Raw genomic sequence first — 24,856 nt, forward strand, 5'->3', positions numbered from 1 at the left:
ATGCGAAGTGTTCACCAGCATAGCGCGGGATCGATGAGCGAGAAGCCGGTAAAATCAATTCTGTTCGTTTGCCTCGGCAACATTTGCCGTTCGCCCCTTGCCGAAGGTGTGTTTCGGGCCGTGCTCACCGAGCGCGGGCTAGATGGCGAATACACAATCGACTCGGCTGGCACGGGCGGCTGGCACGCGGGTTCGGCCCCCGATCCGCGGTCGATCGCGGTTGCGGCCGAGCATGGCATCGACATCACCGCCCAGCAGGCCCGCAAGGTTGTGGCGCGCGATTTCGAGCGCTTCGACCTGATCCTCGGCATGGATCGCTCCAATGTCGACGATCTCCGGGCGCTTGCGCCGGCGAGCTTGGCCGAGCGTGTCGAGCTTTTCATCGGCCAGGCCGTGGGTGGACCACGCGACGTGCCCGATCCCTATTACGGCGGGGAAGACGGCTTCGCTGCGGTCTACCGCATGATCCGCGACGCTTCGGAGGCGCTTGCCGACCGGCTGGCAGCGCGGGCGTCGACGCCATTCAGCGGCCAGGCTTCCTCGACGATGTAGGGGCCGCCGCCGACCGAGTCGCGCGACGACATCAAGACGAAGCGGCCGACACGGAAGGGCACGGTGGCGAAGTTGCCGCGCGCTGACAGATAGTGTGCGACATCGAGCGGGCTGGTGTTCCTGAGCCGCGCCAGCGTGACATGCGGGGTGAACTTGCGCGGATCCGACGGCAGGCCGAGGCGCTTGCTGATGCGCTCGATTTCGGCCTGCAGCGCGTTCATCTCCGGCGACGGTGTGACGCCGGCCCAGACCGCATGCGGCTTTTTCTGCCCGAAGGCGCCGACACCCGAAAGCGTGAGCTGGAAGCTCGGACGGTCGACACGGTCGAGTGCTTCGACGATCTCGTCGGCGACGTGGCCTTCGATGTCGCCGAAAAAACGCAAGGTGAGGTGGTAGTTTTCGACGTCGATCCAGCGGGCGCCTGACAGGCCGCCCCTGAGCAGCGACAGCGATAAGGCGGCATCACGCGGAATTTCGAGGGCGGTGAAAAGTCGCGGCATGGCCAGGCTCCCTTCCTCGAATCGCAGTTCGTAGGGCTCAGCGAATCATCGATCGCTGCGCCGGGCAAGGGCTTTGTTCAGCGCCTGCTGTTTCGACCACGCAACGAAATCGGATGTGTTGCAACGATGCATGACGACGTTCATTTGCCGGCAACTGCCTTTTCGACAGTCGGCAGCGCCTTTGCGACCATGCGGTCGATACCTTCTGCTGTCGGGTGCATGCCGTCCTCCAAAAGCAGTTTCGGATCACCGGCGACGCCATCGAGAAAGAACGGATAAAGCGTCACGCCGTACTTCTCGGCCAGCCTCGGATAGATCGTGCCGAATTGTTCGCCATAAGCGTGACCGAGATTTGGCGCCGCAACCATGCCGGCCAGCAGCACCTCGATCTTTCGCTCCCGGAGCCGGGCAAGCATCTTGTCGAGGTTCTGCTCGACGAGCGCCGGGTCGATGCCGCGCAGCATGTCGTTGGCGCCGAGCTCCAGTATGACCAGCTGCGTTCCGTCGGGGACGGACCAGTCGAGCCGCGACAGGCCGCCGCTTGTGGTGTCGCCAGAGACGCCGGCATTGGTAATCACGACATCGTGACCATTGTTGCGTAGCGCCTTTTCGAGCTTTTCGGGAAAGCTCTCGCCGGGATTGAGGCCATATCCGGCCATCAGGCTGTCGCCAAAGCCGACGATCTTGAATGGTTCGGCCCAAACCGGGGCAATGGTCGTGAAAAAGGCCAGAGAGACGGCAAGGAATGCGAAGGTCAGATGTTTCAATGCCATGTTTCAAAACCCATATGACGGAAAAATTCACGCCTCTTAGATTTTCATATAGGACAGATTTGCCGTGACAGAAGCAGTCATCGAACTGAGAGACGTGTCGTTGACGCTTGGGACGGGGGCTTCTTCAGTGCATGTGCTGAAGGGCGTGAGCCTCGATGTCGCCGCCGGCGAGGCCACCGGCATCGTCGGCCCTTCCGGTTCCGGCAAATCGACGCTGCTGATGGTTCTGGCCGGACTCGAACGTGTCGATGGCGGCACGGTCAAGATCGCCGGCGAGCTGCTCAACGGCCGCAGCGAGGACCAGATCGCGGCGTTTCGCGGCCGCAACATCGGCATCGTCTTCCAGTCGTTCCATCTGATCCCCAACATGACCGCGCTGGAAAACGTCGCCGTGCCGCTCGAACTGGCCGGCAAGCGCGACGCCTTTGCCATCGCTGAACGCGAGCTTGCGGCCGTCGGCCTCGCCGACCGCGTCACGCACTATCCGGGCGAGCTTTCGGGCGGCGAACAGCAGCGCGTGGCGATTGCGCGTGCGCTGGCGCCGGAGCCTGCCATCCTCATCGCCGACGAGCCGACAGGCAATCTCGACCAGGCGACAGGGCGGCAGATCGCCGACCTCCTGTTCGCCAAGGCCGCCGAACGCGCCATGACGCTGGTGTTGGTGACGCACGATCCAGCACTCGCCGCGCGCTGCGACCGGCAGGTGGCGATGCGCTCCGGGCGGATCGAGACGGCGACAATTGCGCCTCTGGCCGAGAAAGTCCGGGCATGATTTTCGCTTCTGAGCACCCCCCTCTGGCCTGCCGGCCATCTCCCCCGCAAGGGGGGAGATCAGCCTTCGCCGTCGTCTCAGCCAATATTCGAGGCCGCAAGAACGGCGGCAAGGACGCCGCCTCCAATCTCCCCCCCTGTGGGGGAGATGCCCGGCAGGGCAGAGGGGGGCAACGTAGAGCGCCAGCGTTGCGGAATGAGGCATTCGGATCGCAGGTGCTCCCATGCTGAAGGACCTGCCTCTCGCCTTCCGCTTTGCCGCGCGTGAAATGCGTGGCGGCCTGCGCGGCTTCCTGATCTTCCTGACCTGCATCGCGCTCGGCGTGGCGGCAATCGGCGGCGTCAATTCGGTGGCGCGGGCGATTACCGCCGGCGTTGCCAGCGAGGGTCAGGCGCTGCTCGGCGGCGACATCCGTTTCCAGCTGATCCAGCGCGAGGCGACCGACAAGGAAAAGACCTTCCTCGAAAGCCTCGGCACCGTCTCGCACAATGCCGGCATGCGCTCGATGGCGCGGCTGGAAGACGGTTCCGACCAGTCGCTTGTCGAAGCCAAGGCGGTCGACGACGCCTATCCGCTTTACGGCCAACTGGTGACGGAGCCGGCGCTGCCCCGCGCCGAACTCTTTGCCGAGCGCTCGGGCATCTTCGGCGCGGTGGCCCCCGATCTGTTGTTCGAACGGCTCAACCTCAAGCTTGGCGACCGCATCAAGCTCGGCAGCGCGACCTTCGAACTCCGGGCAAAGCTTGTCACCGAGCCTGACGCGGTCTCCGACGGCTTCGGCTTTGCGCCACGCCTGCTGGTGTCGATGGAAGGGTTGAGCACTTCCGGACTGATCCAGCCCGGCAGTCTCGTCGAACACGCCTACAAGCTGCGCATGCCTGTCGGTACCAGCGAAGCCGAAGTGGCTGATGTGCGCGAGCGGGCGAATGCCGAATTCCCCGAGGCTGGCTGGAGCGTGCGGACAAGGACCAATGCCGCGCCGGCATTGTCGGCCAACATCGAACGCTTCACCCAGTTCCTGACGCTGGTCGGCTTGACCTCACTGGTCGTTGGCGGTGTTGGCGTAGCGAATGCCGTGCGCGCCTATCTCGACGGCAAGCGTGGCGTCATTGCCACCTTCAAGAGCCTGGGCGCCTCGGGCGGCTTCGTACTGACAGTTTATCTCATCCAGATCCTGCTTATTGCAGGTCTCGGCATCGCCATCGGCCTGGCGCTCGGCGCGCTGATGCCGTTTGCGGCGAGCGCAGCACTCCAGTCGGTCATCCCGGTGCCGGCCGAAGCCGGCGTCTACCCGGCGGCACTTGCCATGGCCGCTCTGTTCGGCGTCCTGGTGACGCTTGCTTTCGCCATCCTGCCGCTCGGCCGTGCCCGCGACGTGCCGGCCACCGCGCTGTTCCGCGAGATGGGTTTTGAAGGTCGGGGCCTGCCGCGGCTAGTCTACATCGCAACCGCTTTGGGCATCGCCGCCATACTCGCGGCGCTCGCGATCTGGTTCGCCGGCGACCGCCGCATCGCCACCATTTTTGTCGGAGCGACGATCTTTTCGTTTCTGGTGCTGCGCGCCGTGGCCGTTGCGGTGCAGTGGCTGGCGCGGAAAAGCCCGCGTGTGCGCTCGACCGCGCTCAGGCTCGCCGTCGGCAACATCCACCGCCCCGGCGCTTTGACGCCGTCCGTGGTGCTGTCGCTCGGCCTCGGGCTGACGCTTCTCGTCACGCTGGCGCTGATCGACGGCAATCTGCGCCGCCAGATATCAGGCAGCCTGCCGGAGCGGGCGCCGAACTTCTTCTTCGTCGACATCCAGCCTGACCAGGTCGACGACTTTGCCAGGCTGGTTGCGACAGAGGCGCCCGGCGGCAAGCTGGTGCGGGTGCCGATGCTGCGCGGCCGTGTCATGGCGCTCAACGGCACCGACGTGCAGAAACTCAACGTACCGCCGGAAGGCGCCTGGGTGCTGCGCGGCGACCGTGGCCTGACCTATGCCAAGAACCTGCCGGAGAATTCGACGCTGTCGCAAGGCACGTGGTGGCCGGCCGACTATTCGGGCGAGCCGCTGGTGTCATTCTCGGCACAAGAGGCGGGCGAACTCGGCCTCAAGATTGGCGACATGGTCACCGTCAACGTGCTGGGCCGCAACGTCACGGCCAAGATCGCCAATTTCCGCGAAGTGCAGTGGGAATCGATGGGCATCAACTTCGTCATGGTGTTTTCACCCAACACCTTCGCCGGTGCGCCGCACAGCTGGCTGGCGACGCTGACCGAAGACAAGGCTGTCCCTGCCGACGAGGCTAAGATCCTGAACGCGGTGACGCGCAGCTATCCGGCAATCACCACCGTGCGGGTGAAGGACGCGCTCGACGTCGTCAACCGGCTGGTCGCCCAGCTCGGTACTGCGATCCGTGCCGCTGCCGGCGTGGCGCTGATCGCCTCGGTGCTGGTGCTGGCCGGCGCACTTGCCGCCGGCAACCGTGCCCGGGTCCATGACGCGGTCATCCTGAAGACGCTCGGTGCGACGCGGCGGACGTTGATATCGGCGTTTTCGCTGGAATACATGCTGATCGGCCTCGCCACCGCCATCTTCGCGCTCGCCGCCGGCGGGGTCGCGGCCTGGTTCGTCGTCGCGCGAATCATGACGCTGCCATCGTCCTTCCTGCCGGAGGTGGCGGTTGCGACGATCGTCTTTGCCCTGGTGCTGACCGTCGGCTTCGGTCTGGTCGGCACCTGGCGGGTGCTCGGCCACAAGGCGGCGCCGGTGCTGCGCAGCGAATGACGAAATGCCGTTGCGCGGGCTGGACTTCAACGACATTTGTATGAGATTGTGCGCTCACAGCCGGTTTCAAGGCGTTACAGGCCTTGTTTAGGTCTGAAAGAAACATCATATTTCGGCGGAGGCATGCTGGAGTCCCGCCAGCGGCGCCTGGGTCTCGGCCTGACACCCGACGGGGCAGAAGCAACAGAGGAAACCATGTCCGACTTTAGAAACTACCAGACGCGCATGGCGACGGCAGGCAGCCGCACCGACGCGTCGATCGACGAAGGCCTGCGCGCCTACATGCTCAAGGTTTACAACCTTATGGCGCTCGGCCTGGTCATCACCGGTCTTGCAGCGCTGGGCACCATGACGCTGGCGACCACCAACGATCCGGCCACCGCCGTCGCCACGATGGGCAACGGCAAGATGCTGACCAGCCTCGGCGTTGCGCTCTATGGTTCGCCGCTGAAGTGGGTCGTCATGCTGGCTCCGCTCGGCATGGTGTTCTTCCTGAGCGCCCGCATCCAGTCGATGAGCGTTTCCGGCGCGCAGACCGCGTTCTGGGTGTTCGCCGGCCTGATGGGCCTGTCGCTGTCGTCGATCTTCCTGGTCTACACCAGCGCCAGCATCGTCCAGACCTTCTTCATCACCGCGACCGCCTTCGGTGCGCTCTCGCTTGTCGGCTACACGACCAAGCGTGACCTGACCGCCATGGGCACGTTCCTGACCATGGGCGTGATCGGCCTGCTGATCGCGATGGTGGTCAACATCTTCCTGCAGTCGCCGGCCCTGCAGTTCGCCATCTCGGCGATCGGCGTGCTGGTGTTCGCTGGCCTGACCGCCTACGACACGCAGAAGATCAAGGAGATGTATTTCGACGGCGACGACGTGCTCGTCTCCGGCCGCAAGGCGATCATGGGCGCGCTCACGCTCTATCTCGACTTCATCAACCTGTTCTCGTTCCTGCTGTCGTTCCTGGGCAACCGCGAATAATCAGCTGGACCATCAGACTTTCGAAGGGCGGCCAATGGCCGCCCTTTTCATTTGTTCGGAGCTTTGCTCTAATGGAGGCAGAAGAATGGATTGCCTAAAAAATGAGCATGAAGATTCGGCACGCGCTGCCTGACGACCTCGACCGGATCACCGAAATCTATGCCGACGCGGTCCTCAACGGCACGGCGAGCTACGAGCTCGATCCGCCCTCGCGCGCCGAGATGGGGGAGCGCTACAACAGCCTGACGGATGCCGGTTATCCCTACCTCGTCGCCGAGCGCGACGCTGTCATTCTGGGCTATGCCTATGCCGGCCCGTTCCGTGCGCGCCCTGCCTATCGCTTCATTGTCGAGGATTCGATCTATGTTGCGCCGGAAGCCAAGGGCGCCGGCATCGGCAAGACGCTGATGCAGGCGCTGATCGACGAATCAACTGTTCTCGGCTTTCGACAGATCATCGCCGTCATCGGCGACGGCCATGCCGACAGCGCTTCGGTGCAGCTGCATGAAAGGCTCGGTTTCCATTACACCGGCCGCATGGAAGGCTCCGGCTACAAGCATGGCCGCTGGCTCGACACCGTGTTCATGCAACTGGCGCTGAATGGCGGCGCGACACTGCCGCCGGATCCGGGCTCGATGCCGGAACGGCGCTTCGTCGCCAAAGGCGGCAAGGGCTGAGCCGTCAGCCCGTGCCGCCGAGAAGCGGCACGAAACGCACGGCCACGAGCGTCTTCCGCGCATAGTCGTTCTCGCCGTTGCGCACGATCTTGACCAATTGCTGGTCGCCGAACGGGCCCAAGGGCATGATCAGCCGTCCGCCTATCGCAAGCTGTTCCTTCCACGCCGACGGCACGGTGCGTGAACCCGCTGCCGAGAGAATGGCGTCGAACGGCGCCTCGGCCTCGCAGCCGGCCGAGCCGTCTCCCGCGATGACTTGTACATTCGCATGGCCGAGCTTGTTCAGCCGAGCCCTGGCGCTGTCGGCCAGCGAAGCGATGCGCTCGATGGTGACGACGCGGCCGGCTAGCCTGGCCATGACGGCCGCCGCATAGCCCGAGCCGGTGCCGATCTCCAGAACCTTGTTGCCGCGCTCGAGTTCCGCCGCCCAGGCCATCAGCGCGACGATATAAGGTTGCGATATAGTCTGGTCGTGGGCGATGGGCAGGGCGGTATCGTCGTAGGCGCGGTCGCGCAGGGCCGTGGGTACGAATTTCTCACGCGGCACCGCGGCCATGGCCTCCAGCACCGCCGGCTCGGTCAATCCACGCCGGGCGATCTGGTACTCCACCATGTTAAGGCGCGCTGCCCGATAGTCGACCATGGCCTTCCTGCCGTCGCCCCTTTAACCGTGGCGGTTGCGCAAGGTTCCCCTATCAGGGCTGCTTACGCAGCGTCCGCAAGATTGTGCAGCGCGGCGCCTCTTGCTGCATTGCACAAAACGCAAAGCTCCTATGCAATATCAACACTTTAAATCGATACGCAGCGGAGCTAGATATCAGTCATCGAATTTGTCGGGCCTACCTCCTCCCAGGTTTCCGACGAATAGGTCAGCGCCTACCTCCTCCCAGACGCTGGCCACAAATACGACACCCGCCGGACCTCCTCCCCCGGCGGGTGTTGTTTTTTTCAGCCTCCCTCACATCGATGTCAGCTTCGCCGCGCGTACCGCGTGGCGCTGGATCATGTCTGGCCAATTCGCCGGACAGCACGCTCACAGCGATCGCCGATGTGGCGCTGAGGTGGTCGATCAGGCTATAGCCATTGCCAAGCGTCTTGCGTCAAAGGCCGTCGAGAAACGAAGCGATAATGCCCCGACCGACGACGCGAACACACGCGCAAACGGCCCCGGGGCGGGTGAGGAACGAGGAAAGGAATTCAGCATGAACATGACCAGCGAAACCGCCGCTCTTCTGGAGCGGCTTGGCGTTGCGTCAGCTGCCTTCACCGGCGGCGACCTGATCGTGCGCAGCCCGGTGACGGGCGACCAGATCGGCGCGCTCAAGTCGATCTCATCAGCCGAGGCGGAAGCCGTAATTGCCCGCGCCGATGCCGCCTTCAAAGCCTGGCGCAACGTGCCGGCGCCGAAGCGCGGCGAGCTTGTCCGCCTGCTCGGCGAGGAGCTGCGCGCTTCAAAGGCCGATCTCGGCCGCCTGGTCTCGATCGAGGTCGGAAAGATCACCTCCGAGGGCCTCGGCGAAGTCCAGGAGATGATCGACATCTGCGACTTCGCCGTCGGCCTGTCGCGCCAGCTCTATGGTTTGACCATTGCCACCGAGCGTCCCGGCCATCGCATGATGGAAACCTGGCATCCGCTCGGCGTCACAGGCGTCATCTCGGCCTTCAACTTCCCCGTTGCGGTGTGGTCGTGGAATGCAGCCCTGGCCTTTGTCTGCGGCAATTCGGTGGTCTGGAAGCCGTCGGAAAAGACGCCGCTGACCGCCCTTGCCTGCCAGGCGATCTTCGAACGTGCGGCAAAACGTTTTGGCGCTGATGCGCCCGCAGGCCTGTCGCAGCTTTTGATCGGCGACCGCGCCATCGGCGAGGTGCTTGTCGACCACCCCAAGGTGCCGCTGGTCTCGGCCACCGGCTCGACCCGTATGGGCCGTGACGTCGGCCCGCGCCTGGCCAAACGTTTCGCCCGCGCCATCCTCGAACTCGGCGGCAACAATGCCGGCATCGTCTGCCCTTCGGCCAATCTCGACATGGCGCTGCGCGCCATCGCCTTCGGCGCCATGGGCACCGCCGGCCAGCGCTGCACCACCATGCGCCGCCTGTTCGTCCATGACAGCGTCTACGACCAGCTCGTGCCGCGGCTGAAGAAGGCCTATCAGAGCGTCTCGGTCGGCAGCCCACTGGAAAGCTCGGCCCTCGTCGGCCCGCTGATCGACAAGGCCGCCTTCGACGGCATGCAGAAGGCGCTGAAGCACGCGGCCGAGGCCGGCGGCGAGATCACCGGCGGCATGCGCGTCGACCAGGGCCATGACGGCGCCTATTACGTCAAGCCGGCACTGGTCGAGATGCCTGATCAGACAGGTCCGGTGCTGGAAGAGACCTTCGCACCGATCCTTTATGTGATGAAGTATTCCGACTTCGATGCTGTGCTCGACCTGCACAATGCGGTCGGCGCCGGCCTGTCGTCGTCGATCTTCACGCTCGACCTACAGGAAGCCGAGCGCTTCCTGTCGGTCGAGGGTTCGGACTGCGGCATCGCCAATGTCAACATCGGCACCTCGGGTGCGGAGATCGGCGGCGCGTTCGGCGGCGAGAAGGAGACCGGCGGCGGCCGCGAAAGCGGCTCGGACGCCTGGAAGGCCTATATGCGCCGCGCCACCAACACGGTGAACTACTCCAAGGCGCTGCCGCTGGCCCAGGGCGTCAGCTTCGACATCGACTGAGCAAGCCGACACCGGTTGCGGCGCTGGCATCGGCCACGCCACAGCCACGTGATTTCAAGCGCCGTCCGCAGAAGCGGGCGGCGTTTCCGCTTGCGGTTCAGAGTGTCAGGTCGGGGATTGTCCATCCCGCCAACTCCGCTTGTGCTGCCGGCGCGATGGGCAGAAGCTTGCGCGTTTCCAGGTCGAAGCAGATGGCCACAACCTCCATCGAGCCGAACGGCCTTCCGGAGAACGGGTCGAGCATCCAGTTGACGATGTTCATGGTCCGCCCGTCGACGCGGGCGAGGCCGGAGCGCACCTCCCAGCAGTCGCCGCTTGCGGGCAGGCCGTCCACGCCGATCAGGAACTCGAGTGCTGCGGCACCGAAATGTGGTCCAGTCCTGTCGCTGTGGCGGGCGCAGGCCTCGCGCAGCGGCGTGATGATGTTGCGGACGCTGTCGGCCATGGCGCCGACGAAGGCGTAAGGCAGCATCCTGCCCCAGGGGTCACAGGCCTGATGCGGCACAGCGCCTTGGCCGAGCCGATGCAGGCCGAGTTGTTCGGCCCGCACGCCCGATGCGGATATCATCGTGGGAAGATCGCCTGTGCCACGCGGCATTGCCAGCCTCGGCGTCTCGGTGAGCTCGGTCGCAATATGATTGGCGAAGGTCTCAGGCCATGGCCGCCCGCTGCCGTCCGTCGATGCGACATGATGAAGGCGGATGCGAAAGGTCGCGGCGCAATCATTCGAGGCTGTGTCGAACATCATGGCAACGATGTCGGCCGTGCCGTTGCCTATGGCGGCGAACCCCGCCGAGATGTGCATCGAGCTTCCGGCCCGCGCCTCGCGCAGGAAGCGGATATGCATGGTCCTGACGGCCAATGTCGTCTCCGAGCCGACCGCCAACAGGCGGGGCAGGCCAGACCGGCCGAACAGCATGGTGATGGCCTCCATGCAGCGCGCCACGTAGAAGCGCGTGTTCATATGGCCCATTTCGTCGCATTCCCAGGTGGCGACGCCGCCGCGCCAGACGTCGCGCAACCCCGATATGCCAGCCTTCATGCGTATTCTCCCGCGCTCGACTGCAAGTCGTACCGGTGATGGCAATGAAGGCCATCGTCCGATGCGACGATGGCCGACGGGAGAGACGGGCGTTCGCTCGAACAAAGAATTTGTCGCAGCGTGGTCCATTTTCGCTTTCGTGCCATCGATGCTATCAGTGGCCCCGAAAAGAAAAGGTCGCGACGCTTGGTCGGATTTCGCCGCAAGGGATTTGGGTTCGGGGTCGCGCTTGTCGCGGCGCTGATGCTCGTCCTGCAGACGGTGGCGGGTGCCGTGGCGCTCGGCCAGGGCACGCCGCCGCTCGACATTTTCGGCAACCCGCTCTGCATCACCTCGGCAAGCGGCCACACCGCACCGGCCAAGAGCGAACATCCTGCCTTGACCGCATGTTGCACGCTTGGCTGCAACATGGTCTCGCCGCTCGCGGTGATGCCGCCCGATGGCGCTGGTCTTCTGCTCGGGCGCCAGATCGAGACAAAGACCGTCTTTCTGGCGCTCAGACCCGATGCGGCGACAGCGCCGGAGCACGACCCCGGAAATCCGCGCGCGCCGCCACCACTGGTCTGAGACGGCTGCCGCATAGCTGCAGCCGGACGAATTCGCATATCTCGACAGACCCTGCGCCGCATGTGCCGGCGCCTTAGACATCCGGAGTTTTCCATGACCCGTTCCGCTCGCGCCTTTTCGCGCCCGCTTTTCCGCAGCTTCGAGGAGCGTATCGGCATCGCCGTCTTTGCGCTGCTGCTGCTCTTCGCTTCGACCCAGCAGATGCTCGCCCATGGCTTCAAGGCGGGCGATCTCGAGATCGGCCACCCCTGGTCGCGCGCTACGCCGGCCGGCGCCAAGGTCGCTGCCGGTTATTTGACCATCACGAACAACGGCAGCCAGGCCGACCGCCTGGTTTCGATCCAGTCCGACGTTTCCGAAAAGGCCGAGATTCACGAGATGGCGGTAGACGCCAAAGGCGTGATGAAGATGCGCCAGATTACCGACGGCCTCGAAATCCCGGCCGGCGGCGAGGTCGCGCTCAAGCCGGGCGCCTACCACATCATGTTCATCGGCCTGAAGGCGCCGGTCAAGGAAGGCGACAAGTTCTCCGGCACGTTGACCTTCGAAAAGGCCGGTACGGTGACCGTCGAGTTCCAGGCCGACAAGATCGGCGGCCAGAGCCAGGACCATTCGGGCCACTGACATCATGGGCGCGCGCTTTCCTTGCCTGACCGGGGGCGGCATTGTTGGCGACAGCGCGCGCCTGCTCGTTTTCCTGTGCGGCCTGATCATGGCCGCCAGTGCCTTTCTGGGCACGACGTCGGTCGCACGTGCTCATGCCTCGTTACTGCGCTCGACGCCTGTCGAAGGTGCGGTGGTGCAGGCAGCCCCCGCCGAGCTCTTGCTCGGTTTCAGCGAGACTGTGGCGCCGCTGGTCACCGAGCTGATTGGCCCCGACGGCACCAAAACGCGCCTGACAGCCAAGGCAAATGGCGCCGACCTGGCGATTGCCTGGCCGGGCTGGAAGGCCGAAGGCACCTACCTTTTGTCCTGGCGCGTCGTCTCTTCCGACGGGCACCCTGTGGCGGGCGTGTTGTCCTTTTCGGTCGGCAATCCGAGTGTCACGCCTCCCGCTGCACCTGAGCTGAACGACACGTCGATGCGACTTGCCATCTGGAGCGCCAAGCTGGTGCTCTATCTCGGCCTGTTCCTTGGCGTCGGTGGCGCATTCGCGCTCGCCTGGCTCATGCCCGGCAAGCACTCCGGTGTCGGTGTCATCGGCGCGCTGCTCGTTGCGGGCCTTGTCGCAGCACCCGTCTCCTTCGGGCTGCAAGGGCTCGATGCGCTCGGCGCGCCGCTCGCATTGTTCGGTCAGGGCATGGGCTGGCAGGCGGCGGCTGCGACCAGCTATGCCTTCACCGCGGCTATCGCCTTCATCGCCCTGTCGCTGGCGCTGCTGGCACTCGCCAGCGATGCCAGCCTGGCCCGTTGGCTGTCGCTTGCCGGCCTCGTCGGCGTCGGCACCGCCTTGGCCGCGAGCGGCCATGCCAGTGCCGCAACCCCGCAATGGCTGACGCGTCCGATGGTGTTTGTCCATGGGACCGGCATCGCCTTCTGGGCCGGGGCGTTGCTGCCGCTGGCCTTTTGCGGGCGCGAAGGTGGAGAAAGCGCCGAGCTGGCGCTGCGACGGTTTTCGGTGGCCATTCCCTATGTGGTTGCGGCGTTGGTCGCCGCCGGTCTCGTGCTGACAGTCATCCAGGTCGAGGCAGTTCCCGCGCTCTGGCATACCGGATACGGGCTGCTGCTGTCGGCGAAGCTGGTGCTGGCTTTCGCCCTGTTTGCGCTCGCCGGTTTCAACCGTTGGCAGCTGACGAAACCGGCCTTGGCCGAGCAGCGTGGGGCACAGCGCCTGCTGGTGCGCAGCATCCTGGTCGAGACGCTGCTGATGGTCGCGATCCTCGGTCTCGTTGCCGGCTTCCGCTTCACGCCGCCACCGCGCGTTCTGGCCGTCGAGGCGGCGGAGCCTGCAGCAATTCACATCCATACGCCGGTGGCCATGGCCGACTTTGCCCTCAGCCCCGGCCATGCCGGCGCCGTCAGCGCCTCGATCATGGTGATGACTGGCGATTTCGGCCCGCTCGATGCGCGCGGCGTCGTGCTGCGGCTGAGCCAGTCCGGCTCGACCGAAATCAAGGCCGACGCCTACAAGCCCGGCGACGGCACCTGGCGAATCGACAGCCTCGACCTGCCGGCGCCGGGCATATGGGCCGTCGCCATCGACATCGACATGGCGGAAGGGCAGGTGGTCACTCTGGACGGCGCGGTCGCCATTCGTCCTGCCACCGGCTGGTAGTCGATACGGACGATGCCGTACCCGTGACGCTGCCTATCGTCCGGCCATCTTTTTTGCAGATGCCCGGGAGCGCGCGCATGAAAATCCTCATCATTGGCGGAACGGGCATGATCGGCGGCCACACCGCCGCCTACCTCAAGGCTCAAGGCAACGAAGTGGTGCTGGCGGCACGCAAGCCGGCACCCGAGACGACCCCGATGGCGGCCTATCCGACCATCTATGGCGACTACACCAAGGGTGATTTCTCGGCTGCCGACCTCTCGCCATTCGACGGCATCCTGTTTGCCGCCGGCAACGACATCCGCCACCTGCCCAAGGGCGTCGACGAGAACGAGTTCTGGACCAAGATGCAGATCGAGGGCGTGCCGACCTTCGTCGAGCTGGCGCGCAAGGCCGGCGTCCGTCGCGTCGTCCACATCGGCAGCTACTATCACCAGGTCATGCCGAACCTGGTGGAGACAAACGCCTATGTGCGTGGCCGCAGCCTTGCCGACGAAGGCGTGCGTGCGCTTGCGACCGCCGACTTCAACGTCTCGACGCTCAACCCGCCGTCGATCGTCGGCTATGTCCAGGGTCTGCCGACCAAGCGCTACGAGACGCTGATGGCTTATGCGCGCGGCGAGACGCAGATGCCGATCTTCGCGCCGCCGGGCGGCACAAACTACATGTCGGTGCAGTCGCTGGCGGAAGCCATCTGGGGAGCTTTCCAGCGCGCCGAGAGCGGCAAGGCCTATCTGGTCGGCGACGAGAACCTGACGTTCCAGCAGTATTTCCAGTCGCTGTTCGACGCCGTCGGCAATCCGCACCGGGTCGAGGAGCGCAATGAGGAGCACCCGCTTTTGCCCGACATGTTCATCGTTCCGGGCCGTGGCAACATCCTCGCCTACGAGCCTGAGGCCGAGGAGACCAAGCTGCTCGGCTATCGCCGCAACGACGTGCAGCGGGCGCTGCGCGAGGTCTTCGCGCAGGTCTCGGGCCGGTAGCGCTTCTCCGGGGAGGACGTCATGGCCGACAATCAGGCGGATCTGCTGATGGAAGTGGCGCTGCGGCGGGTGTCGGAGCGCTATGCCTATGCCGTCGACACTGGCGATGGCGACCTGCTCGCCGCGCAGTTCACCGCTGATGGCGCGGTCATCGCGCCGCGTGGGACCTTCGAGGGTCTCGCCCAACTGCGCGGCATTCCAGCGATGGTCGCCGGCCGCTATCTCAAGACCTTCCATGCCGTGCTCAATCAGGCGGTCAGGCCGGTCGAGGGCGGTGCCGAAGGCGAGACATATTGCATCGCACGACACTATTTCCGCGATCCGGCCGGCCGCTACCTCTGCTACGAGATGACCATCCGCTACCAGGATCGCTTCGTCCGCACCCCTGACGGATGGCGCGTTGCGCGCCGCGAGCTGGTGGTGGTCGGCACCCACACATATGAGGCGCAGGACGCGGCGAGCTGAGCTGCCGGCGCCGGAACCATCGACTGCGGAGACTAAGATGCCCGACGAAATCTCCATCCTTGGCCTCGCCGGCAAAGTCGCGCTGGTAACCGGCGGCGGCGCTGGCATCGGCCGCGCCACGGCCGAACTCTTTGCGCGCGCCGGCATGAAGGTTGCTGTCGCCGAGATCGACCCCGTTCGGGTGACATCGATGCGCGAGACGCTGGGCCCCGATCACCTCGTCGTCGAAGCCGACGTACGCAAGGCGGATGACGTGGCGCGCCTTGTCGAAGCGGTGCGTGGCAGCTTCGGCCGGCTCGATGTGGTGGTCAACAATGTCGGCGACTATCTCGGCTTCAAGACGCCGTTCGAGCAGTCGACCGAGGCCGAATGGAACGCGCTCTACCACGTCAACTTGCTGCACATGTTCCATGTCAGCAAGGCGGCGATCCCGCTGATGCGGGCAAGTGGGCAAGGCGGCAGCATCATCAACGTTTCGACCATCGAGGCCTTCCGCGGCATCCCGATGACGGTTGTCTATTCGGCCTTCAAGGCAGCGGTCACCGGCTTCACCCAGAGCCTCGCCGTCGAGCTTGGCCAGCATGGCATCCGCGTCAACGCCATTGCGCCCGAGACCACCAATTCGGCGCAGATCGTGGCGACGCCGCGCGTGCCCAAGGAAAATCTCGAGCACCTCAAGCGCTGGTTCCCCATTGGCCGCTTTGGCGAGGGTTCGGACTCGGCGGGTGCCGCACTGTTCCTGGCGTCGGACACGCTGTCAGGCTGGGTGTCGGGCACGACGATCCTTGTCGATGGCGGCGCGCTTGCCGCCGGTGCCTGGATGCGCATGGCCAACGACGCCTGGACGCACCTGCCTGTCATCCAGTCCGACGGCTACACGCCACGGCCGGAAGCGCGCTGAGGCCTGACAGGCTTCAGGCCGCGCTCGACCGCTGGAGTTCCGAGCGCATGTTGCCGGGAGCTTCGTTGCGACCGACGAGGCTTGCAATCTCAGACAGCGGCAACGGCCGGCCGAACAGGAAGCCCTGCATCTCGGTGCAGCCTTCGGCGCGCAGGAACTCGAAGCTTTCCCGCTTTTCCACGCCTTCGGCCAGAACCGGGATGCGCAGGTCGTTGGCGAGCAGGATCGTTGCCCTCACGATCGCCGCGGCTGCGCTGTCATTGCTGACGTCCTCGACGAAGGAGCGGTCGATCTTGACCCTGTCGAAGGGGAAGATCTGCAGCGTCGACAACGAGGAATAGCCGACGCCGTAATCATCCATGGCGATGGTCACGCCGAGCGCCTTGAGCTGGCGCACCACGTGCAGGGCGCGGTCGCGGTCCTCGATGATGCTGGCCTCGGTGATCTCGAGCTCCAGCCGCGAGGCCGCAAGGCCGGTCGAAAGCAGCGTCTCATGCACAACCTTGGTCAGGTCGGCCTGCACCAGCTGGGCGGCGGCGATGTTGACGGCGATCTTGTAGGGCTTGCGCCAGCCGGCAACCTCGGCGCAGGCGGTCTTCAGCACCCACTCGCCGATTGGGATGATCAACCCATTCTCCTCGGCGATGGGGATGAATTCTTCCGGCGCAACGATGCCGCGTTCGCGATGATGCCAGCGCAGCAGCGCCTCATAGGCGGTGACCTCGCCAGTCTTCATGTCGAGCTGCGGCTGGTAATAGAGTTCGAACTCGTCGCGCTCCAGTGCGTGCCGCAGTTCCATGGCGAGCGCGCTGCGCTCGCGCCGGCCCTCGTCCATCGAGCGGTCGTAGTAGCAGACCTTGTCTGTTACGGCGCGTTTGGCGCGGTACATGGCAAGGTCGGCCGCGCCGATCAGCTCGTCGGCGTCGCTGGCGTGGTGCGGGAACAGGCTGATGCCGATGCTGGCGCCGACGGACAACGTCTTGGACTTGTTCTGGATCGGGTCGAGCACACCGGAAATCAGCCTGATGACGAAGCGATCGACTTCTTCCTTGCTCGAAATGTCCTGCTTGACGGCGATGAACTCGTCGCCGCCGACGCGCGCCACCAGTTCACCGGGGCCGGTCAGGATCTTCAGCCGGTTGGCCACCGTCTGCAACAGCAGGTCACCAGCGTGGTGGCCGTGGACGTCGTTGATCTCCTTGAAGCGGTCGAGGTCGACCACGATGACAGCGGCTTCCTTGCCGGCGGCAGCACTGCGCTTGAGCATGCCGGGCAGGTTGTCGGACAGAAAGGCGCGATTGGGCAGGCCGGTCAGCGGGTCGTGCTGGGCGGCATGGCGGAAGCTGTCGACCAGTTCGCGCTGCGACTTGGCGTCCATCACGTAAAGCGTCAGCCCGGCGATGATCGCCATGGTGGCGAGCACCAGAACGGCGAGGAACTCGCTCGACAACACCTTTGTCGGCACCGGAACCGACGGATCGGGCACAATGGTGGCAGCGCCCATGGCAGTGAAATGCATGGCGCAGATGGCAAGCACGAGAGCCAGCACCGAGAGCGGCTTGGCGTAGCGAATGCGCTGCCGCGCCGCCAGATGCATGGCGAGTGCGCCGAAGGCTACGGCAAACAGGATCGAGGCCTCGACGAGACCGGCATCCCACTCGATGCGGCCGGCGATCTCGAAGCCGCGCATGCCGGTGAAATGCATGGCAACCACACCCGCGCCGATCACCGCGCCGCCCGTCTCGACCGGCAGTCCATTGGGCGGGCTCGCTGAAAGATGCAGTCCGGCGGCGGTGAAGGCGATGGCGATGAGCAGCGAGGCGATGGTCAGAAGCGGGTCGAAGGCTGCCTCGAACGGCAGTTGGAAGCCAAGCATGGCAACGAAATGTGTGGTCCAGATCGCGGCACCGCAGGCGATGCCGGAAAGCATGATCCAAGAGGAGCGGGCACTGGCCGAGAGACGAGAGGCACGCTCGAAAAGCCGAATAGTCATGGCCGCGCCGGCAATACAGACGATCGCGGCGACCACGACGAACGAATAGTCATGCTCGTAAGCAAGACAGGAAATGACCTTGAACATTGCCACGCCCCCATGCCCGCCAAGACTGTCTGGTCAGGCCGTAGCTAAGTCTCCTCCCGAAAGATGAAAGAAATTCCTAATCTAAGCAGGCTTTTATTCACGCGGTACGCGCATCAGGTCGCGGTGTACGCGCTGCCCGCGAGCTGTCCGCCGCGGGAAGGCTATCACAGCATCACGGTTGCGAACCGCGCGCATTTCTTCGACAAATGGTTGTCTCAGTCTAAGCAGGAGCAGGGCATGGCCGACGGCAAGACCAAGCGGTTCGACGCGACGCTGACGGCGTTGCGGGGAGTTCTGATCGCGGCGGCGGCATTGGTCGCCTTCTTCTATCCGTCCCAGGCGGTGCAATTGCTGGTGCTGGTCGGCGGCGGGCTGTTGCTCGTCGACGGCATTTTGGGCCTGGTGACGCTCGACCGCTCGCCGCCACGCACGACCGGCCAGACGCTCGGGCTGGTCCGCAACCTGTTGTCGATCGCCGCGGGCGCGATCGTCGTCGCCAGCGGCCTGTTGACCAGCGTGTTCACCTTGTCGGCGCTGACATGGATCGTCGGCCTGCTGGCGCTGCTCGTCGGCCTGATCGAGATGGCGTCGAGCTTTCTCGATAGCGAGCGGCAGACGCGGCTGTGGCCGACACTTGTCGGCGGCGCGGTCTATGCCGCCTTTGGCCTGGCGCTGATGTTCGTGCCGCTTTCAAGCGCTGAAACGCTGCTGCGCATCGCCATGATCCTGATGCTCGCCTATGCGCTGCTGTTGTTCTACCGCGCCTGGAGCATTCGCGCGGCGCGCTAACTAGTTCGCGCCGGAAAAACCGGTGAGGAAGGCGGTCAGGTTGTCGCCGAGCGCGTCACAGAGATAGCCGCCCTCCTGGACGATGACAGTCGGCAACCTTAGCTGGGCAATCGCCTCGGCGATGCGCGCAAAGCCCGATGTCGTCACCGACAGGCCGCCGAACGGGTCGCCTTCGAAGGCATCGAGCCCGAGTGCCACGACAAGCGCGTCGGGCGCAAAGGCCCGGATGCGGCTGACGGCGTGGCCGAGCGCCTCCAGGAACTCGGTATCGCCCGACTTGCGCGCCAAGGGCAGGTTGAGGTTGTAGCCGAGACCGGTAGCCTCGCCGCGCTCGTCGGCGTGGCCCCAGAAGAACGGGTAGAAGCGGCTCGGATCGGCGTGCAGCGACACTGTCAGCACGTCCGGTCTCGCGTAAAAGATGCCTTGCGTGCCGTTGCCGTGATGAAGGTCGACATCGAGGATGGCGACGCGCGAGGCGGTCGCCCGCAGCCGCTGCGCGGCGATGGCCGAATTGTTGAAGAAGCAGAAGCCGCCGGCGACGTCGGCAAAGGCATGATGGCCGGGCGGGCGGCACAGCGCGTCGGCCGCCGGTTCACCCGACATCACAGCCTCTGTGGCGGCGACAACACTCCATGCGCTCCAGCAGGCGCTGTCGAAGGTCTCTGCCGAGATCGGGCAGGCGGTGTCGGCCATGTGGTAACCGGCCTGGCCGGCCGCACCCGCTGGGTAGCTGCCGTTGCGGGCAAAAGGATGGACGTTGGGAATGACCTCGGCGGAAGCGCCCTCCATGCGCTGCCAGCGCTCGAAGATGTGGGTGAGGAACTCGATGTATTCGGGCGTGTGGACCGCAGCGATCGGGGTGAGGCCGTAGCTGGCCGGGCGATGGATCGTCGAGCCGGCCGCCCGGGAGCCCGCCAGCAGGCGCTCGACGCGTTCGGGCTGTTCCGGATTGGGCTTTTGCATTCCCATCGACAGGAACGCCTTGGGGTCGTGCCGCTTCTGCTCCTCGGCATAGAAGGTTTTCATTCCGGCTCCCCCGTCGTTTGGCTCAGCGCCTGGAATGTCGGTCCGCCGGCAATGTAGGACCTCTGGTCCTTCGTCCAGGCAAAGCCGAGCCTGGTGTAGAAGGGATGCGCCCGCGCATTGTCCTCATCGACCGCGAGCCTGATGTAGACGCCGCCTCTGTCCCGGCAAAGCCGGGCGACATGGCGCAATAGCCGCTCGCCGATGCCGAAGCTGCGGAATTGCTGGTCGACGAACAGGTCCTGCACGAAGACGCCCGGACGACCATACCAGGTCGAGAAGATCGGAAAGAACAGGCACATGCCAGCGAAAGCGCCGTCGATCTCGGCGATGACCGCTTCAAAGGCCGGCTTTTCGCCAAAGCCGAAACGCCGGATGTCGTCTTCCGTGCAGGCGATGCCGTCAGCCTCACCGACATGCGCGGCAAGGCCGATGATCGCCTTCATCAGCAACGGCGAATCGCCAGTGGTTGCCGGCCGGATGAGAATGGCGGCCGGTTCTGTCTTCTTGGCGCCCATTGGCTTGTTCCGCATTCAGTCGCGGTATTGATAGCATCGAGGAAAGGGCCGGGGAGCGGGATTCGGTCTCTGGCGCAAGCATCGCGGCATCATGGCCCGATGCGCTGCAACTCGCGCTTGGCGCACCGGTCGAGACGACTTTAGGCTTCCACCACCTTCAGGCGCTTGTCGAAGACGCCGAGCACACGGGCCAATTCGTGGCCGCGCTTGAGGATCAGGCCGCCGGCGGCGATGACCGAGAAGGCGCCCTGCTTGCGGGCGAGCCTGGGATCCTTGACGATCTGGAATAGCGGCGTTTCGCTGGTGCGGCGAAATACCGAAAAGACGGCGCGGTCGCTGAGATGGTCGATGGCGTAGTCGCGCCATTCATTGGCGGCAACCATGCGTCCATAGAGCCTGAGAATCTGGTCGAGTTCCCGTCTCTCGAATGCCACCGGGAGTTCTTGTCGCTCCCGACGGGCCTCATGGAGCGGGATCAAAACCGCGGATGGCTCGCCATCCTCCGCCCCAGCACCGCGATCAGTCATCAATCGTTCCCTTGCAGAACATGACCTCGGCTAAAGAATCGCGCATTCGCACCCGAAATGCAACAAGTAACACCTGTATGAAGAGTGTAAGGTAGCTTGCCGCAGCGGTAACGTTTGCGAAACAGACTGTCGGAATTGGTGATGACTCGCCACATTCCTGCCGTTTTTTATCCGCGCTGGCGCCCCATTGTCCGACGAATTTACCCGTGTTGCCTGAGACGGTTCGGTCCGGCACCGGCTCGTAAACCCCAAGCCCCCCGCCCACGGGCTAGAGTCGGATCGAACCAACCTCGGTTCCTTTTCAGGACGAGGGCGACGATCCCAAAATCTGAAGCCGACGTCTGGCCACAAGCCTGCGTCGGCTTTTTTGCATCTACAGCGCCGTCTTCGACGGCTTGCGCACGACAGCCGCGCCGAGAATCGGGCCCGGTACGCCATCCTTGCCGACAGCCTGCAACAGCACGGCGCAGCCGCCCTTCTTTTCCACTTCGCTCTTCGGCAGCTCGAACCGTTGCGTCTGGCCGTGCCACATGCCAGCGGTGTGCAGGTCGGTGACGGCATTCCAGTAGGTGACGCTGCGGCCCTTGTTCTCGCCCTTCTGCAGGTCGACGACCTGCGGCGGCTGATAATGCACGATCACCACATGGGCCGGGCTGGCCGGGCCGGTGGCGGCGCCGACCTCGATGGTGAAGGTATCGCCATTGTCGGTCACCTTGAGGTCGACATTCATGCCCTGGCCGGTCTCGGCGAGGTTGGCGAGCGCGCCATTCACATCCTCGCCCTTGGCGCCGTTTACGTGGGTGCGGCCATTGATGACGGCCTGGGGCGTGTAGACCGAGCGCGCGCCGAAGGCACGCATATAGGCATATTGCCGGTCGGTGTTGTCCTTGCTGCCGAGTTCGTCCTGCCAGCCGAGATAATCCCAGTAGGTGACGTGATAGGCGAGCGCGACCATGTCGTCCTGGGCGGCGAATTTGGCAAACAGTTCATCGGCCGGCGGGCAGGAATTGCAGCCCTGGCTGGTGAAGAGTTCGATGACGCCGAGCGGGCGCACGGGTGCCTTGGCTGTCGAGTCGGCATGCGTTGCTCCGGTAAACCCGGCAAAGGCCAGCGCCACGGCCGCCAGCCGAAAATATCTGCGAAACTCCATGACCGATCCAGATCCTCAGCCAGCGAAACCGGCCTTTTTGTAGTTGCTGAAATATGTGGCAGAAGCGCCATTCAACGGGAAGTCACGTTGCGGTGAAATTATCAACAAGTGAAGTTTCCGCTGCGTCAGGCTGTCGGGACAAATTACCGTTATGAAAATTGGCTGGCGGCGGTAGAATTGGGCTGTGGTGAGGCAAGGTGATGCTGGAACAGTTCAGCCAACATCTCGATCTCTATTGCGAGCGCACTGACATCGGTCTGTGGGCCGAGCCGTTCAATGCCGCAAGCAATCTCGCCTTTTTCCTCGCCGGCCTGTGGGGCGTCTACGAGGCACGGCGGCGCGATGCCGGCACTTTCGTCGAGGTGCTGGGCTGGTGGGTGGTGGCGATCGGCATCGGCTCGACGCTGTTCCATACGTTTGCCAACGAGGCGACCAAATGGGGCGACATCGTCCCGATCGCCGGTTTCACGCTGGTCTATTCGCTGTTCAACCTGCGCCGCTTCGCCGGCATGGGATGGCCGAAAGCGCTGGTGATCTTCTTTGCTTTCTATGTCGCTGTCGGGTTCGTCACCTACATGGTGCCGGACTGGCTGCGCACAGCTTCAAACGGCACTAGCGGCTACCTGCCGCCGTTCCTGGCGCTGATCTTCTTCGGTTGGGTGGTCATCGCCAGCGGCAGCCGTGCCGGCTGGTACAACATCGCCGCCGCCGTCATCTTCCTCGGCGCCGTCACCTGCCGGGTCATGGACCCGCTGGTCTGCGACGCCATGCCGATCGGCACGCATTTCATGTGGCATATGCTCGATGGGCTGATGCTCGGCGTGCTGCTTGCCGCGACGACACGCTACGGCAGGCCACGTACAGCGCGGGCAGTTCATGAAAATCCAGCACGTTTGACGGCGGACGGTGCCTTACCCGGCCAGTGAAGCTGCCGGCTCGGCGTGCCGTTCGGCCCAGCCGTCGAGCCATTCGGCGCCTTGCATCTCGATAAGCCGCGACGACGTCCGGTCGAACTCAAAGGCCTCGTGTCCCCGCTTTCCGACATAAAGCTTGTCGGGCGTGGCGGCGGCACTGATCACCAGCCTGATCTGCTGGTCATAGAGCGTGTCGACCAAGAGGATGAAGCGCTTGGCCTCGTTGCGATTGGCTTCTGCCAGAACCGGCACATGGTCGACGAAAATGGTCTTGTAGTGTGCGGTGATCGCCAGATAGTCGCGCGCCGCAAGCGGCTTTTCGCAGAGATCGGCGAAGCCGAAGCGCGCACAGCCGGGAACGGCCGCCGGCACGGCGACCTTGCGGCCCTTGACCGCGACGGTGGCCGCCTCAGCTGCGGCACCATGGGTCATCCTGGCCCAGGCCTTGTCCATCGCCTTGTCGGCAGCCTCGCCGAGCGGGCTGATATAGACAGGCACGCGATCGAGCTTCTCCAGCCGGTAATCGGTGTCGGCATCGAGGTTGAGCACGTTGGTGTTCTGCTCGAGCATACCGATGAAGGGCAGGAACAGTTGGCGATTGAGCCCGTCGCGATAAAGATCGCGCGGCGCGACGTTGGAGGTGGCGACCAGCACCACGCCTTGGGCAAACAGCGCCGAAAACAGCCTCGACAGGATCATCGCGTCGGCGATGTCGGTGACCGAGAACTCGTCGAAGCACAGCACCCAGGCCTCCTCGGCCAGTGCCGCCGCCACCGGCGGGATCGGGTCGTCATCGCGCGAGGTGCCGTTCTTGCGCGCCGCCCGCTGCCTCTGGATGCGGTCGTGCACGTCGGCCATGAAGTCGTTGAAATGGACGCGACGCTTGTGCTTGACCGGCACCAGCTCGAAGAACATGTCCATCAGCATGGTCTTGCCGCGGCCGACGCCGCCATGGACGTAGAGGCCCTTGACGTGTTCGTGCTGCGGCTTGCGCCGGGCAAACAGCCAACCCAGCGCGCTCGACTTGCGCGCCAGCCTCTTCTCGGAAATCTCGTCGATCAGCCGGTCCAGTGCGGCCACGATCGGAAGCTGGGCCTGGTCGCTGCGGATGCTGCCGCTCTCGACCAGGTGGTCATAACGCTGCCTGACGGTCACATGAGTCTGCAGGCCGTCACGAACGTGCATGATTTACTCTGGCTGCCGAGATGTCAGCGGTTCAGCGAAATCGGCAGGCCGTTCGAGGTCTGGCCGTCGAAGCGGCCTTCGCCCGATTGATAGAGCCTGGCCAGCGGCGAGCCGCTTTCATCGAACAGCGTCAGCTGCTTGCCAGCGACGTTCCACGACTTGACGCCATCGATCGGAGCCGGGCAGCGCAGCGGGCCGGCGCGGAAGCCCTGGCCGAACTTGGTCTGCGGCGTCGCCACCTTGCAGCTCTGGCCGGAAACCGACGCGCTCCACACCCCAGCCACGCTGGTTGCGGTGATGTCGGGTGCGTTGGCGGCGGCAGCGCCACCGTCGGCGGGCAGGGCCGCGACCTGGGTCTGTGCCGGCGCGGCCGGAAATTGCGAAGCACCTGCGGCGGCGCCTGGTGCCGAGGGCGGCGGCAGCTGGCCGCTGGTGACAGTGCCGGCGGGCGCCGCGGGCAGCGGGGCCGGCTGGGTGTCCATCGAGGAAAGGCGCGTGCTGTTGCAGCCAGCTGCAGCCAGAAGCGCCACCAGCGATGCGGCCAGCAGGCCGGTTTTCGAAAAAGCCATTGCATTCCCTCCGTGGGGCAGTTCTGGGGGCGCCCCCGCGCGATCGACAATTCGCCTCTAAAGCGGCGAAGTTGGCAGAATTTCAACCTGATATGGTTAAAATAGGGTTTGCGTATGAAATTGTTGCAAAATTGT

General features: G+C 64.6%; 25 protein-coding genes. 14 read left to right on the forward strand and 11 right to left on the reverse strand.

Annotation, left to right across the window (positions count from 1 at the left end; translation table 11 throughout):
• Positions 1 to 33: 33 nt before the first annotated feature.
• Positions 34 to 552, forward strand: coding sequence for a low molecular weight protein-tyrosine-phosphatase (locus tag H5P29_RS05295; protein WP_067956006.1), 519 nt, complete (start codon positions 34 to 36; stop codon positions 550 to 552).
• Here H5P29_RS05295 and thpR read toward each other — a convergent pair.
• Both thpR and H5P29_RS05305 read right to left on the reverse strand, forming a co-directional pair.
• Positions 456 to 1,052, reverse strand: coding sequence for an RNA 2',3'-cyclic phosphodiesterase (gene thpR / locus H5P29_RS05300; RefSeq protein ID WP_067956007.1), 597 nt, complete (start codon positions 1,050 to 1,052; stop codon positions 456 to 458). The two genes, H5P29_RS05295 and thpR, sit on opposite strands and share 97 nt — an antisense overlap.
• A 140-nt stretch (positions 1,053 to 1,192) precedes the next feature.
• Positions 1,193 to 1,825: an arylesterase gene (locus H5P29_RS05305; RefSeq protein ID WP_185910254.1), complete on the reverse strand. Its 633-nt coding sequence runs from the start codon at positions 1,823 to 1,825 to the stop codon at positions 1,193 to 1,195.
• 64 nt (positions 1,826 to 1,889) lie between these two features.
• Here H5P29_RS05305 and H5P29_RS05310 point away from each other — a divergent pair, with 64 nt between their 5' ends.
• From H5P29_RS05310 to H5P29_RS05325, 4 genes are all read left to right on the forward strand, one after another.
• Complete coding sequence (locus H5P29_RS05310) at positions 1,890 to 2,597, forward strand: ABC transporter ATP-binding protein (protein WP_182574022.1); 708 nt, start codon at positions 1,890 to 1,892, stop codon at positions 2,595 to 2,597.
• A gap of 223 nt (positions 2,598 to 2,820) precedes the next feature.
• Entirely contained in the window at positions 2,821 to 5,364 is a 2,544-nt protein-coding gene (locus H5P29_RS05315) for an ABC transporter permease (protein WP_154386300.1), read from the forward strand.
• A gap of 195 nt (positions 5,365 to 5,559) precedes the next feature.
• Complete coding sequence (locus H5P29_RS05320) at positions 5,560 to 6,339, forward strand: Bax inhibitor-1/YccA family protein (RefSeq protein WP_154386301.1); 780 nt, start codon at positions 5,560 to 5,562, stop codon at positions 6,337 to 6,339.
• A 101-nt stretch (positions 6,340 to 6,440) separates the two neighbouring features.
• The gene (locus tag H5P29_RS05325; protein ID WP_154386302.1) at positions 6,441 to 7,016 is read left to right on the forward strand and encodes a GNAT family N-acetyltransferase; all 576 of its coding nucleotides are present in this window, start codon (positions 6,441 to 6,443) and stop codon (positions 7,014 to 7,016) included.
• A 4-nt stretch (positions 7,017 to 7,020) separates the two neighbouring features.
• On the opposite strand, the gene H5P29_RS05330 is transcribed toward H5P29_RS05325, so the two are convergent.
• Positions 7,021 to 7,659, reverse strand: coding sequence for a protein-L-isoaspartate(D-aspartate) O-methyltransferase (locus H5P29_RS05330; protein ID WP_067956017.1), 639 nt, complete (start codon positions 7,657 to 7,659; stop codon positions 7,021 to 7,023).
• 559 nt (positions 7,660 to 8,218) lie between these two features.
• Here H5P29_RS05330 and H5P29_RS05335 point away from each other — a divergent pair.
• Complete coding sequence (locus H5P29_RS05335) at positions 8,219 to 9,733, forward strand: aldehyde dehydrogenase family protein (RefSeq protein WP_185910255.1); 1,515 nt, start codon at positions 8,219 to 8,221, stop codon at positions 9,731 to 9,733.
• 97 nt (positions 9,734 to 9,830) lie between these two features.
• Here H5P29_RS05335 and H5P29_RS05340 read toward each other — a convergent pair whose 3' ends face one another.
• The gene (locus tag H5P29_RS05340; RefSeq protein ID WP_067956018.1) at positions 9,831 to 10,775 is read right to left on the reverse strand and encodes a thioesterase family protein; all 945 of its coding nucleotides are present in this window, start codon (positions 10,773 to 10,775) and stop codon (positions 9,831 to 9,833) included.
• 186 nt (positions 10,776 to 10,961) lie between these two features.
• Between H5P29_RS05340 and H5P29_RS05345 the strand changes: the two genes are divergently transcribed.
• The 6 genes from H5P29_RS05345 (at position 10,962) to H5P29_RS05370 (ending at position 15,966) form a co-directional block, all read left to right on the forward strand.
• Positions 10,962 to 11,342 (forward strand): hypothetical protein, encoded by a 381-nt coding sequence (locus H5P29_RS05345; protein WP_154386766.1) that lies wholly within the window; start codon positions 10,962 to 10,964, stop codon positions 11,340 to 11,342.
• Between the two features lie 93 nt (positions 11,343 to 11,435).
• Positions 11,436 to 11,966: a copper chaperone PCu(A)C gene (locus H5P29_RS05350; protein WP_067956022.1), complete on the forward strand. Its 531-nt coding sequence runs from the start codon at positions 11,436 to 11,438 to the stop codon at positions 11,964 to 11,966.
• A 4-nt stretch (positions 11,967 to 11,970) separates the two neighbouring features.
• A complete protein-coding gene (locus H5P29_RS05355) occupies positions 11,971 to 13,617 on the forward strand; it encodes a copper resistance protein CopC (protein ID WP_154386765.1) in 1,647 nt (548 codons plus the stop codon).
• Between the two features lie 77 nt (positions 13,618 to 13,694).
• Positions 13,695 to 14,600 (forward strand): NAD-dependent epimerase/dehydratase family protein, encoded by a 906-nt coding sequence (locus tag H5P29_RS05360; RefSeq protein ID WP_067956025.1) that lies wholly within the window; start codon positions 13,695 to 13,697, stop codon positions 14,598 to 14,600.
• Positions 14,601 to 14,621: 21 nt separating this feature from the next.
• Positions 14,622 to 15,065: a nuclear transport factor 2 family protein gene (locus tag H5P29_RS05365; RefSeq protein ID WP_067956027.1), complete on the forward strand. Its 444-nt coding sequence runs from the start codon at positions 14,622 to 14,624 to the stop codon at positions 15,063 to 15,065.
• Between the two features lie 37 nt (positions 15,066 to 15,102).
• Positions 15,103 to 15,966, forward strand: coding sequence for an SDR family NAD(P)-dependent oxidoreductase (locus tag H5P29_RS05370; RefSeq protein ID WP_154386764.1), 864 nt, complete (start codon positions 15,103 to 15,105; stop codon positions 15,964 to 15,966).
• 13 nt (positions 15,967 to 15,979) lie between these two features.
• On the opposite strand, the gene H5P29_RS05375 is transcribed toward H5P29_RS05370, so the two are convergent.
• On the reverse strand, positions 15,980 to 18,046 hold the full coding sequence (locus tag H5P29_RS05375; RefSeq protein WP_154386763.1) for a bifunctional diguanylate cyclase/phosphodiesterase: 2,067 nt from the start codon (positions 18,044 to 18,046) through the stop codon (positions 15,980 to 15,982).
• 237 nt (positions 18,047 to 18,283) lie between these two features.
• Between H5P29_RS05375 and H5P29_RS05380 the strand changes: the two genes are divergently transcribed.
• Positions 18,284 to 18,835, forward strand: a complete 552-nt coding sequence (locus H5P29_RS05380) for a DUF308 domain-containing protein (protein ID WP_067965929.1) — start codon at positions 18,284 to 18,286, stop codon at positions 18,833 to 18,835.
• Here H5P29_RS05380 and H5P29_RS05385 read toward each other — a convergent pair whose 3' ends face one another.
• The 4 genes from H5P29_RS05385 to H5P29_RS05400 all read right to left on the reverse strand — a co-directional run bounded on the left by H5P29_RS05385 (position 18,836) and on the right by H5P29_RS05400 (position 22,053).
• Entirely contained in the window at positions 18,836 to 19,861 is a 1,026-nt protein-coding gene (locus H5P29_RS05385; protein ID WP_154386762.1) for a histone deacetylase family protein, read from the reverse strand.
• Positions 19,858 to 20,376 (reverse strand): GNAT family N-acetyltransferase, encoded by a 519-nt coding sequence (locus H5P29_RS05390; protein WP_154386761.1) that lies wholly within the window; start codon positions 20,374 to 20,376, stop codon positions 19,858 to 19,860. Before H5P29_RS05390 ends, H5P29_RS05385 begins: the two co-directional genes overlap by 4 nt.
• A 140-nt stretch (positions 20,377 to 20,516) precedes the next feature.
• Complete coding sequence (locus H5P29_RS05395; RefSeq protein WP_067956035.1) at positions 20,517 to 20,903, reverse strand: DUF2794 domain-containing protein; 387 nt, start codon at positions 20,901 to 20,903, stop codon at positions 20,517 to 20,519.
• Positions 20,904 to 21,276: 373 nt separating this feature from the next.
• Positions 21,277 to 22,053, reverse strand: coding sequence for a thioredoxin family protein (locus H5P29_RS05400; RefSeq protein ID WP_154386760.1), 777 nt, complete (start codon positions 22,051 to 22,053; stop codon positions 21,277 to 21,279).
• Positions 22,054 to 22,253: 200 nt separating this feature from the next.
• On the opposite strand from H5P29_RS05400, the gene H5P29_RS05405 reads away from it, so the two are divergent.
• On the forward strand, positions 22,254 to 22,979 hold the full coding sequence (locus tag H5P29_RS05405) for a ceramidase domain-containing protein (protein ID WP_154386759.1): 726 nt from the start codon (positions 22,254 to 22,256) through the stop codon (positions 22,977 to 22,979).
• Here the strand turns inward: H5P29_RS05405 and zapE are convergent.
• Together zapE and H5P29_RS05415 are read right to left on the reverse strand one after the other, a co-directional pair.
• On the reverse strand, positions 22,965 to 24,152 hold the full coding sequence (gene zapE / locus H5P29_RS05410) for a cell division protein ZapE (protein WP_067956042.1): 1,188 nt from the start codon (positions 24,150 to 24,152) through the stop codon (positions 22,965 to 22,967). The two genes, H5P29_RS05405 and zapE, sit on opposite strands and share 15 nt — an antisense overlap.
• 23 nt (positions 24,153 to 24,175) lie before the next feature.
• Positions 24,176 to 24,721 (reverse strand): protease inhibitor Inh/omp19 family protein, encoded by a 546-nt coding sequence (locus H5P29_RS05415; protein WP_067956044.1) that lies wholly within the window; start codon positions 24,719 to 24,721, stop codon positions 24,176 to 24,178.
• Positions 24,722 to 24,856: the final 135 nt, after the last annotated feature.

Origin of the sequence: Aminobacter sp. MDW-2 (genome assembly GCF_014250155.1) — a bacterium.
Classification (GTDB): domain Bacteria; phylum Pseudomonadota; class Alphaproteobacteria; order Rhizobiales; family Rhizobiaceae; genus Aminobacter; species Aminobacter ciceronei.

Coding starts and splice junctions, on each gene's coding strand:
- H5P29_RS05295 (WP_067956006.1), top strand. CDS start 34: ATGAGCGAGAAGCCGGTAAAATCAATTCTGTTCGTTTGCCTCGGCAAC.
- H5P29_RS05315 (WP_154386300.1), top strand. CDS start 2,821: ATGCTGAAGGACCTGCCTCTCGCCTTCCGCTTTGCCGCGCGTGAAATG.
- H5P29_RS05330 (WP_067956017.1), bottom strand. CDS start 7,659: ATGGTCGACTATCGGGCAGCGCGCCTTAACATGGTGGAGTACCAGATC.
- thpR (WP_067956007.1), bottom strand. CDS start 1,052: ATGCCGCGACTTTTCACCGCCCTCGAAATTCCGCGTGATGCCGCCTTA.
- H5P29_RS05415 (WP_067956044.1), bottom strand. CDS start 24,721: ATGGCTTTTTCGAAAACCGGCCTGCTGGCCGCATCGCTGGTGGCGCTT.
- zapE (WP_067956042.1), bottom strand. CDS start 24,152: ATGCACGTTCGTGACGGCCTGCAGACTCATGTGACCGTCAGGCAGCGT.
- H5P29_RS05335 (WP_185910255.1), top strand. CDS start 8,219: ATGAACATGACCAGCGAAACCGCCGCTCTTCTGGAGCGGCTTGGCGTT.
- H5P29_RS05340 (WP_067956018.1), bottom strand. CDS start 10,775: ATGAAGGCTGGCATATCGGGGTTGCGCGACGTCTGGCGCGGCGGCGTC.
- H5P29_RS05360 (WP_067956025.1), top strand. CDS start 13,695: ATGAAAATCCTCATCATTGGCGGAACGGGCATGATCGGCGGCCACACC.
- H5P29_RS05405 (WP_154386759.1), top strand. CDS start 22,254: ATGCTGGAACAGTTCAGCCAACATCTCGATCTCTATTGCGAGCGCACT.
- H5P29_RS05325 (WP_154386302.1), top strand. CDS start 6,441: ATGAGCATGAAGATTCGGCACGCGCTGCCTGACGACCTCGACCGGATC.
- H5P29_RS05395 (WP_067956035.1), bottom strand. CDS start 20,903: ATGACTGATCGCGGTGCTGGGGCGGAGGATGGCGAGCCATCCGCGGTT.
- H5P29_RS05375 (WP_154386763.1), bottom strand. CDS start 18,046: ATGTTCAAGGTCATTTCCTGTCTTGCTTACGAGCATGACTATTCGTTC.
- H5P29_RS05365 (WP_067956027.1), top strand. CDS start 14,622: ATGGCCGACAATCAGGCGGATCTGCTGATGGAAGTGGCGCTGCGGCGG.
- H5P29_RS05385 (WP_154386762.1), bottom strand. CDS start 19,861: ATGAAAACCTTCTATGCCGAGGAGCAGAAGCGGCACGACCCCAAGGCG.
- H5P29_RS05380 (WP_067965929.1), top strand. CDS start 18,284: ATGGCCGACGGCAAGACCAAGCGGTTCGACGCGACGCTGACGGCGTTG.
- H5P29_RS05390 (WP_154386761.1), bottom strand. CDS start 20,376: ATGGGCGCCAAGAAGACAGAACCGGCCGCCATTCTCATCCGGCCGGCA.
- H5P29_RS05320 (WP_154386301.1), top strand. CDS start 5,560: ATGTCCGACTTTAGAAACTACCAGACGCGCATGGCGACGGCAGGCAGC.
- H5P29_RS05355 (WP_154386765.1), top strand. CDS start 11,971: ATGGGCGCGCGCTTTCCTTGCCTGACCGGGGGCGGCATTGTTGGCGAC.
- H5P29_RS05370 (WP_154386764.1), top strand. CDS start 15,103: ATGCCCGACGAAATCTCCATCCTTGGCCTCGCCGGCAAAGTCGCGCTG.
- H5P29_RS05400 (WP_154386760.1), bottom strand. CDS start 22,053: ATGGAGTTTCGCAGATATTTTCGGCTGGCGGCCGTGGCGCTGGCCTTT.
- H5P29_RS05305 (WP_185910254.1), bottom strand. CDS start 1,825: ATGGCATTGAAACATCTGACCTTCGCATTCCTTGCCGTCTCTCTGGCC.
- H5P29_RS05350 (WP_067956022.1), top strand. CDS start 11,436: ATGACCCGTTCCGCTCGCGCCTTTTCGCGCCCGCTTTTCCGCAGCTTC.